9 protein-coding genes and 2 pseudogenes are annotated in these 9,577 nt (G+C 39.4%); 3 read left to right on the top strand and 8 right to left on the bottom strand.

All coding sequences use genetic code 11. From position 1 onward, the window contains the following. Window positions 1-538 precede the first annotated feature (538 nt). The 4 genes and pseudogenes from C3420_RS15640 to C3420_RS15625 all read right to left on the bottom strand — a co-directional run bounded on the left by C3420_RS15640 (window position 539) and on the right by C3420_RS15625 (window position 2,952). Entirely contained in the window at window positions 539-1,000 is a 462-nt protein-coding gene (locus C3420_RS15640) for a DIP1984 family protein (RefSeq protein WP_004281794.1), read from the bottom strand. A 196-nt stretch (window positions 1,001-1,196) separates the two neighbouring features. Further along, window positions 1,197-1,561, bottom strand: a pseudogene (locus C3420_RS15635) (IS3 family transposase); the annotation flags it as partial. After that, window positions 1,555-1,836: pseudogene (locus C3420_RS15630) on the bottom strand (helix-turn-helix domain-containing protein); the annotation flags it as partial. The pseudogenes C3420_RS15635 and C3420_RS15630, both read right to left, overlap by 7 nt. Before the next feature lie 225 nt (window positions 1,837-2,061). Next, complete coding sequence (locus C3420_RS15625; protein WP_004281790.1) at window positions 2,062-2,952, bottom strand: LysR family transcriptional regulator; 891 nt, start codon at window positions 2,950-2,952, stop codon at window positions 2,062-2,064. A 149-nt stretch (window positions 2,953-3,101) separates the two neighbouring features. On the opposite strand from C3420_RS15625, the gene C3420_RS15620 reads away from it, so the two are divergent. The 3 genes from C3420_RS15620 to C3420_RS15605 all read left to right on the top strand — a co-directional run bounded on the left by C3420_RS15620 (window position 3,102) and on the right by C3420_RS15605 (window position 4,894). Beyond that, on the top strand, window positions 3,102-3,695 hold the full coding sequence (locus tag C3420_RS15620) for an NAD(P)H-dependent oxidoreductase (RefSeq protein WP_005100727.1): 594 nt from the start codon (window positions 3,102-3,104) through the stop codon (window positions 3,693-3,695). A gap of 9 nt (window positions 3,696-3,704) precedes the next feature. Continuing rightward, on the top strand, window positions 3,705-4,019 hold the full coding sequence (locus C3420_RS15615) for a putative quinol monooxygenase (protein WP_004281786.1): 315 nt from the start codon (window positions 3,705-3,707) through the stop codon (window positions 4,017-4,019). 173 nt (window positions 4,020-4,192) lie between these two features. Continuing rightward, complete coding sequence (locus C3420_RS15605) at window positions 4,193-4,894, top strand: IS1 family transposase (protein ID WP_004282344.1); 702 nt, start codon at window positions 4,193-4,195, stop codon at window positions 4,892-4,894. A 112-nt stretch (window positions 4,895-5,006) separates the two neighbouring features. Here the strand turns inward: C3420_RS15605 and C3420_RS15600 are convergent, their stop codons facing one another. From C3420_RS15600 to C3420_RS15585, 4 genes are all read right to left on the bottom strand, one after another. After that, on the bottom strand, window positions 5,007-5,354 hold the full coding sequence (locus C3420_RS15600; RefSeq protein WP_103801045.1) for a DUF488 domain-containing protein: 348 nt from the start codon (window positions 5,352-5,354) through the stop codon (window positions 5,007-5,009). An 11-nt stretch (window positions 5,355-5,365) separates the two neighbouring features. Continuing rightward, entirely contained in the window at window positions 5,366-5,812 is a 447-nt protein-coding gene (locus C3420_RS15595; RefSeq protein WP_004281784.1) for an SRPBCC family protein, read from the bottom strand. A gap of 213 nt (window positions 5,813-6,025) precedes the next feature. Then, window positions 6,026-7,123: a catalase family protein gene (locus C3420_RS15590; protein WP_004782578.1), complete on the bottom strand. Its 1,098-nt coding sequence runs from the start codon at window positions 7,121-7,123 to the stop codon at window positions 6,026-6,028. A 281-nt stretch (window positions 7,124-7,404) separates the two neighbouring features. Then, window positions 7,405-9,372 carry an AI-2E family transporter gene (locus C3420_RS15585; protein WP_004782579.1) on the bottom strand — a complete coding sequence of 656 codons (1,968 nt, stop codon included), beginning with the start codon at window positions 9,370-9,372 and terminating at the stop codon, window positions 7,405-7,407. Between the last annotated feature and the right edge of the window lie 205 nt (window positions 9,373-9,577).

Below are 9,577 nucleotides of genomic sequence, written 5' to 3'. Positions count from 1 at the left end.
CTATTTAAGTGATGTGCTGAAAAGGTTGCCAACACATAAAGTGCCCCAAATAGAAGAATTACTACCTCACCGCTGGAAACCTGAACCCCGTTAAAACTTGGCGATGGCGTTCAGCGGATGCTTACATTAACCCGTTAGGTCAAGTGGCCTAACTTAAATAAAAAAGTCTCCGACGAACCCGGTACGGTTCAACTTGTGATTTGAATCTGCTGTTTTCAAAATCTGTCTTTCAGCTCGTTATGCAACAAAGCCGAACCGAATTAAAAATAGAAATGTAGTTGAGCTGGTGCTTGCTCATTTCTTTATTTTTAGTAATTGAGGTGAACATACTGTCAGTACATGGTAGTTATAAGTAACATGTAACTTTGTTCGCACAAAGATTTGAGTTATGCCAAGTGATGGATTGATTTGTACTTAAAATTTTAAGCTTATCCACTTGCTTTGCAAGCCACTACACTTTATTTACAATCCTATGTTGTGGAAGTAAGGGATCTTGTACTCGCCCAGTATGTTCAACTTGATTATATCTAAAGGACTATTAGGCATCAATCAAATCAATTTTCCAATTACTCGACTGAATCACCACATTTAAATCACGTAATTTAAGACTAATATCATCAGCTTGTTTTTGTAGTGATGAAACTGGAATAACTTTATGCCACTTTATTTCCCGCGTACTATAACGATCAGATTCACGAGATGTATTACTTATTGCTGCAGTTAGGGTTTTGTGCTGTTCTACAAATTCATCACGCAAAGTCAATAAAGCAAGTAAAGAACGACCATCATTTAATTTTGTTAAAGCATTAGTTTCATGAATTGCATAACTTAATTTTTGAAATTCTTGAATTAAAGCAAATACTTGTTTTAGTAGTTCATTTGGATCTTCAGATGGTTTATCACCATCTTGTACCAATACATTTGCATTGATACGTTGTTTTAGTGAAATAATTTTTTTTTGTTGATCACTTCGAAGTAAGAGAGCTTCTGCTAATTTCATTTTTCACCTATTAACCAATTAGAATTAAGTTTTAAGCAGCTAAGTAATTTTACAAATACTATATCCTCATTCTTTAAAAATCAAAAAAATTGATTTTTTATAATTTTCAGAGGTAGAAGTCTTATATTTTGTCATTAGTCGAAGCTCAGAATTAAGCTAAAGGCCTTTTTTCAGATGCAGAATCCTTTATCTGATCCTAGACAGTATTGTGGACATTCGATCCCTCTAAATTCTTACAATATTTTTGTTCAAAGGCTTCAGGACTTAACCAGCCATTTGCAGAATGTATTCTGATTCGATTGTAATAAATCTCGATATAGTCAAACAAGACAGCATTCGCTTCTTTTCGAGTGGCAAACACACTGCCATGGATTACATGACCTTTCAATGTATGAAAGAAGCTTTCAGTCACTGCATTGTCCCAACATGAGCAGTGTACTGCGCAAGACTGCGTGACATACTTTGAATACAGTTATTCGTCAATAATAGCGCTCTAAAAGCACGACTACAGTACTGACTGCCTTGGTCAGAATGAACCATAACTCCTGTTGAATAAGCTTTTCATGCGCCAAGGTTGGTCCGAAACCATGCAGTTGATCAGAAACAATATTGAGGCACTTGAGTCTGAGTTCTTCAGAAAGCCTGGAATTGCTGGTTTGGCCACGACCCGTATGGGCTAATGCAGCTGGACCTTGAACTTTGTATTTCTGCAGTAAGCGTCTGACCTGACATTCTGAAATATGAAGTAGAAGTAGCTGAGCAGCCTGGGATTGAGTTATGCGTTGATCGCAGATTTCCTGCAAAACCGACAATCGTTTAAGTTCTTTATCCGACATAGTGATCAGCATCTATATTTTATATCCCGTCCATGGTGATAAAAACCATCATAAACCAGACATTTTTATTGGTGAGAATATAGACACTTTAAATGGGTTCTAACAAGTCGACTTCGCATAACAACCATTATGTTAAATGGAGATTTATTTCAAACATTATTCAACTAAAATATGCCTAAAAAATTAGATATTTTTCAAACTTTGGTTTGAAAAATCCATTTAAAATTAATTAAGCTGTTGTAATTTTTCATATAAATAATCAATAAATAATCTAACTCTCTTAGGTATATAATTTTTTTTGTAATAGACAGCATGGATTTTTTGCTCATGAATTTTTATTTCATCTTCAAATAAAGCAATTAATTTACCTTCGTTTATATCCTTTAAAATTAAAAATTCAGAGAGACAAGCGATTCCTACGCCTTGTAAAGCAAGTTGACGAACACTTTCGCCATTAGAAGCTGTAATAGATGGTGAAGTTTTATATAGTTGATCATTTATATAAATTGGCCAATTATTTAAATGCAAAGGATGGCTAAATCCTAATAATCTATGTTGATTTAACTCAATAATAGATTTTGGTAAGTTATTTTTTTTGAGATATTCAGCGCTAGCAACGATATACAAACGACTTTTATATAATAATTTTGCATAGAGACTTGAATCTTCTAGATCACCAAATCGTATAGCAACATCTATTTTATGCTCTAATAAATCAATTACATGATCATGACTAGTTAGTTCAATACTGATCTTTGGATATCGTTCTATAAACTCTGGTATTAATGGAATAATTACATGCAATACAAACGGTGTTGCTGAATCTATTTTAATTAAGCCTGTAGGTTCAGTACCTGGATTAATTAACAACTCTTCAGCTTCATTCAAATCAGAAAGTAATTTTCTTGCTCTTTCTAAAAAAATTTTTCCATCATAGGTAAGGTTAAGGCTACGGGTTGTACGTTCGATTAATTTAACATTTAATTTTTTTTCGAGGCGTTGTAATGTGCGACTGATAGCAGATGTTGTTTGATTTAATTGTTCTGCTGTTTTCACTATAGAGCCACAATCAGCGATCGTAACAAATACTAAAAGTTCATCAAATGTAGATTTCATATCTAAGTAAATCATTAATAAAAAATAATTTTTAATTATATATCAATTTTAATTATTAACAATTAATCAATAATGTTTTGTTAATAATTGCATTTATGTTGATGGATCTTAAATTTATATTGTACTTCTCTATTTAATTTGGGATGAAGATGAATAATATTTTAATTATCAATGGTGCTAAAACTTTTGCCCATTCTAATGGTGAATTGAATGATACCTTGACAATTTTAGCAGAAGAAGTATTAACCGAATTAGGTCATAAAGTTAAAGTTACGCGTGCTGATAGTGCTTTTGATCCAAAAGAGGAGGTAAAAAAATATCTTTGGGCTGATGCTATTATTTATCAAATGCCAGGCTGGTGGATGGGTGCACCATGGACAGTAAAAAAATATATTGATGATGTATTTACTGAAGGTCATGGTCATATATACGCAAATGATGGTCGTTCACGTTCGGATACTTCTAAAAAATATGGTTCGGGAGGTTTAATGCATGGCAAAAAATTTATGCTGTCATTAACTTGGAATGCACCTGCTGAAGCATTCACTGATCCAAAACAATTTTTTGAGGGGAGAGGTGTAGATGGGGTTTATTTGCCTTTTCGAAAAGCCAATGAGTTTCTTGGTATGCAAAGCATGTCAACATTTATTGCTCATGACGTCATCAAAGCACCAAACGTACCACAAATAAAAGATGACTATCGCCAACATTTGATCCGTAATTTTCCTGCATCAGTGATATAGAGGTAAATGATGTTAACAATTATTGCTGAAATTAAAATAGAACCCGGTTCAGAGCATCTGCAACATGTAATCAATTCATTCAAGGAGATCACACCAACAGTGCTTGAAGAAGATGGTTGTTTTGGTTACGAATTACTTATTAATCATGAGAGTCATGCGTCTTATCAGGCGCCATTGAAAAATACAGTCGTTATGTTGGAAAAATGGAAAAGTATCAAGCATTTAGATTCCCACCTTGCAACCGTACATATGCAAGAACATCACTTTAAGATAAAAGATGATGTTCTTGGTGTTGATATCCGAATTTTAGAGAATGGATTTTAATCAAATTATTATATTCATTTATGAGTTTCTCTAAAATTAACATAATACACGTTATACGAATCTAAAATGTTAGAACCCATTTAAAGTGTCTATATTCTCACCAATAAAAATGTCGGTGGTGTATCAAAAAGTATGCTAAAAAAAAGCAGGTTGAATTTTGATAAAATAGAGAAATGCAAATAACTCTAGAAATCAAATGTCCAACCTGCCTCAGTGACAGTATAAAGAAAAATGGCATCAAAGTAGATGGGAAACAAAACTACCAATGCAAAGACTGCAAACGTCAGTTTATTGGTGACCATGCTCTGAGCTATCTAGGATGTAATTCTGGCATTACTCGTAAAATATTACAGTTAATGGTCAGAGGCAGCGGTATACGAGATATCGCTGAAGTTGAGCGCATTAGTATCGGTAAAGTCTTACGGACTTTAACTGAATCGGCCTATCAAATTCAGCCTAAACAAAGTCATTATGAATCTCTCGAAGTAGATGAATTCTGGACTTTTGTTGGAAATAAAAATAATAAACAATGGCTTATTTACGCCTACCATCGAGAAACAGGTGAGATTGTTGCTTATGTTTGGGGTAAGAGAGATTTAGCTACAGTCCAAAGGTTGAAGACAAAGCTTAAACAATTAGGTATTCACTACACCCGAATTGCAAGTGATCATTGGGATAGTTTCATCACTGCTTTTAAAAACTGCAAGCAAAGTATTGGTAAGTTTTTTACTGTAGGAATTGAAGGTAATAATTGCAAAATAAGGCATCGAATAAGGCGTGGTTTTAGAAGAAGTTGTAATTTCTCCAAAAAGCTTGAAAACCATTTTAAAGCCTTCGACTTAACCTTCTTTTACATCAATAATGGCTTCATTTAATGTCAGCATACTTTTTAAAACACCACCAAAAACTCTACTATAGCATTTTACAAGTCAATCTCTTGCTTAAAACCCTACTTATTCCATGGAATAAAAGCAGACAAGATAAAGATCAGCCTTGTTCCAAAAGCTGTTTCAGTACAATCACATGGTTATAATCTATGCTCTTGGCTGCAGTAATTAAAGTGACTTGTTCCTGCTCAGCGATCTTCCGAATTTGCTGCAATGTCTTGGCTTGCTGAACAAGTTCCGCTGTATAGCGCTGTTGAAATATCTCCCAATGTTCAGGATCCTGCGCGTACCATTTGCGCAGTTCAGTCGAGGGCGTGATTTCATTGGGCCACATATCAATTTGAGCATCCTGCTTTTTGATGCCTCTGGGCCAAAGTCGATCGACCAGAATCCGTTTACCATCTGACGCTAAAACTTCGGCATAGGCACGCTTGATTTGAATTTGCATGGGTCATCTATTTATTGATCTGGAATTTCGGCATTGACCAATAAAGTCAGCAATTGCAAGGATTCCTGCCATCCCAGATAACAGGCCTCTGCCGGAATCACATCTGGAATACCCGATTGGGTGATATGCACTTCCGTGCCCACAAAAACCGGGTGGAGCTGAATCGTGACGTCAATTTGACCGGGTAAGTTTGGGTCGTCGAACTGGTCGGTATAGCGCAACAACTGGTTAGGCATAATTTCATGATAGGTTCCGCCAAAAGACTGGCTGGTACCGGTGGTAAAATTGCTAAAGGACATTTTATAGCTGCCTCCCACTTTCGCATCAAGATGATGGACTTTGGCGGTAAAACCATGCGGCGCCATCCATTTCACCAAGGCATCAGGATCTGTAAAGGCTCTAAACACCCGTTCTGGGGGTGCAGTGAATACACGGTGAAGTTTGACTGTACTGGGCATTTGTTTTTCTCACTTTTTGTTGTTTTGTGTGCTTAAGTCTACTGCTGTTGATTCCTGGCTCTGTATGGCTTTGGTATGACATTCAGAGTGGATTTTCACTGCATTTAGCTCTACTGAAAAATGCTCAACAGCTTCCAGAATATTTCTACATTAAAAACAGCTGTGCTCAAGCAGATAGCTTTAATTTAATTCTGGCATCCGAACATAAACCCCTTAATCCGGCATGTCATCAATCTGATGCGGTTCTGTACGCGGCTGGGTATTCATGCGATGCCTAAAAGACGATGAACGTTCATATGCCTGCATACGCACCCGCATAATGGAACCCAATGGCTGATGTTCTGTCACGCCATGCCAAGGGTTAAAAGACAGCACGTCATCGGAATACACCCGACGTGCCGGACTGAAAGTATCCTGTTGGGGAAAGTGCAAATGACCAATGACCTGATGCGGTGATTCCTGTTCTTTCCACAGCACAGCCGCATCCTCGACGGGCATAGTCCTCAAATCGGTACATAGCTGCGCACGAATCACATAATCTGCCGTATTCTTCTGAAAGAAATCCCGGACGATGTCACGAATAGCGGAATCATCATTGATTTGCATCTGGATACCGGTGAGTTTCTTCACCGAGTCAGATTCGGGTGCGACACTGATTTTGGCAATATAATCGCCATAACGAAGCGCTGCCATACTATGATAGGTTTCGCCCAATACATGATGCTGGCTACGCGCCAGACCTTTTAAGCTTGCAGGTGCGGGAAAGCCTGCGCGATTTACCAGATAATCTACGCCGCGCATCACCTGACGCAAGCTACGCATAACCGGTTCAGGCGCCTGTTCTGCTTCCGTAATAAAAGGCAGCATTTGCTTATATTTACGCACTGTTCCAAAAGTCAGCACCGGAATATTGACCATCAGAAAATCCTGATGATGACCATCGCTTGGATCATTCGGCAATAAGCGCTGTCCCGGCACATTTAAAATTTTAAGGGCGAAACCATGCGGAGCCGGAGTTTTATCGCTATGCAGATCGCCGGGCGCAGCCGATAGACGTACCATCACGTCATAATAGCCCGGATGAGCAAAAATCCCTTGAGCCAAATGAGCCGGCAAATTTTCAGGAACGGTCAAAATGCCTTTTAAGAAACCATGGGATTTTGCATGTGCATCACGAACCGCATGACGGTGCCGGTCAAAAACCTGGTTATTGGTCTGTGCCATCTGTTCTGTAATATGCAGAATATCCTCTTCTTCATTTTCCTGTTTTTGCTCTACTTCGGGACGATAGTTCACATAATTCGCACTCATACTTGCTTCCTTTTGATTTTTTGAATATGGATCAATTGCACTGAATTTTTTGTATTAATCTAACAAGGAGTTCGCTTTACAAGTTAATTCATTGGTTAATGCTTTGAGGGTCTTTGGTAAATACGACATGCAGACCGAGTCAAAGACCGATGAGGTGAAAAAATAGAGCACGTCAAAAATTGAAAAGTGATTTAACTTTGCAAGTTTCATGCTTATGCTTCGTCGGGAGATCCAGCTCATTTTCCAGGAAGATGAGTTTTGTTTTCGCTTTTAGCCTTTTTTTAGCTTAAAAAATCCTGAAGAGAGCCACCCTTGGCTTGTTGTAACTTGGCAATTTCCTCTAGCTTTTGGGTTTGCGCCTTGTCACTCGTCAGTGTCTGAATTAAATCGTCTGCAAGCTGGTTTAATAACACCAGATCATCTTCGCTCATCTGCCGAATTTGCTTATCCAGAACACAAAAGCTGCCTAACACCAGACCTTGTTTAGTACGTAAAGGTACACCGGCATAAAATTTGATTTTATTTCTGTTTAACTCCGGGTTATGGGTAAAACGCGGATCTCGGTCTATATCCTCAATAATCAGTGCTTCATTCTGATGAACCAGATGGGTACAAATGGATTCTTCCCGGGGAATGCGTGCCTCTATCGGATTTTGATTTTCATCTGCCAGCGGGCTGGCTGGGGTATTCACCCATTTTTCATCAACCAGGGAAATTTGCGCATATTTCACGTTAAATGCCTGGCAGGCTTCTTCAATATACTGCTGATAAATCAGTAAAGTTTCAGGTTGAAGCAATTGCAGTTCATGCAAGGCCGCCAAACGTTCCGGTTCATTTTCCGCAAGCAATTCACGTGCAGGATTTTTACCTTGTTGTAGCATCAGCGCATCAATGCTCAGCATCAATTCATTCACCGTGGATACCACGGCATCCGGTTGAAAACGGTTTTGAATCTCGTCCCGCAATTCATCGCTGACATTGCCCCAGGTGGCAAAAATAATTTTAATATTCGGCAGACGTTTACGGATGCGATGATTCAACAAGCGAATTTGTGCCAAAGGCTGCCGATAAAACATGGAAATGCAAAGCATCTGAGTATTTTCTGGCAAGGATTCAAGCACATCCATTTTTGATTGAATCAGTACTTCATTATGGCTTTGCGCGGCAATTTTTCTTAAGTTTAAACCATGGGCCAACATGGAAGATGCCCATACATCAATTTCCCAACGCGCCCCCAAGCACACCACTTGCGCAGGACCAGCTGTATTTGGAGCTGGGTACTTTTGCTGGAAATCATGATTAAACAACTTTAAGCCCTGATGCATTCTTAAACGGTGCTCGGCACTGGCTTCGGTACTATGTCCTTGCGAAAACAAACGAATGGCGGGAATGGCAACGTCGTCATAAAAGGCATTGACCTTACGAACGACGACTTCCTCACTGGGCTTTTTCGGCAATTTCTGTTGAATATAATCCTGGGCAACTTCAAGGGCATCCTCTACTTCATCGGCAACCAGGCGCTGGTAAAAGCGTTCCGGTGGCGTCAGTACCGGTTCGCTACCAATCAGGGTTTTGATAAATCCCAATGCCGGAATATAGTGAGCCAATACCAATAAACACGCCGTCAATGGCGTCGAGAGAATCAGTCCAGCAGCCCCCCATAGCGTAGTCCAGAATGTCGCCGCAAGAATAATCGCCAAAGTGGAAAGACCGGTACTTTCGCCATACAACCACGGTTCAATCACATTGTTACTAATCAGCTCGAGTAACAGAATCAGCCCAATGGTCCAGAGCACCATATTCCAGCCCGGATCAACCGCAAATGCCAAGGTAATGGGAAATAAGGCCGAGATCATGGGTCCGACATAGGGTAAAAAGCGCATTCCGATCGCGACAATTCCCCACATAATCGCAGCAGGCACACCAATCAGCCATAAGCCCACCGCCATGGGAATACCGAAAGTGACATTCACCAACAACTGCATCCGCAAATAGGTTCCAATCCGGTCTGCGGCATCATCCAGTGCATCTGTACCGACGTTTAAATTGCCGCCCAGCAATTTCAACAAACGGTCATGCAAGTCTTTGCGACTGAGTAAAATCAGTACCACAAACAGAAAAACAATCCCGACTGTGGCCAAGGGATGAAAGATCCTCGCGCCCCACTGCATTGCCGTTTCAGTGGTACTGGCTTGCTGCCCAACCACCTGCACCTGCTGCACCCCCTGGGTTTGTTCAACTGGAGTCACGTCCTATATCGAACTTTCTACCGTATCAATGGTCGTGATGGCGCCGTCCCATACACTCGGCCCAGAAGTAAAACTTTTGGTGGTGTTTCAAAAAGTATGCTGAAAAAAAGCAGGTTGGATTTTGATAAAATAGAGAAATGCGAATAACTCTAGAAATCAAGTGTCCAGCCTGCCTAAGTGACAGTATAAAGAAAAATGGCACAAA

It is taken from the genome of Acinetobacter sp. ACNIH3, from assembly GCF_002918965.1.
GTDB classification, from domain to species: Bacteria; Pseudomonadota; Gammaproteobacteria; order Pseudomonadales; family Moraxellaceae; genus Acinetobacter; species Acinetobacter schindleri.
This window is presented reverse-complemented; position numbering and strand designations above follow the sequence as displayed.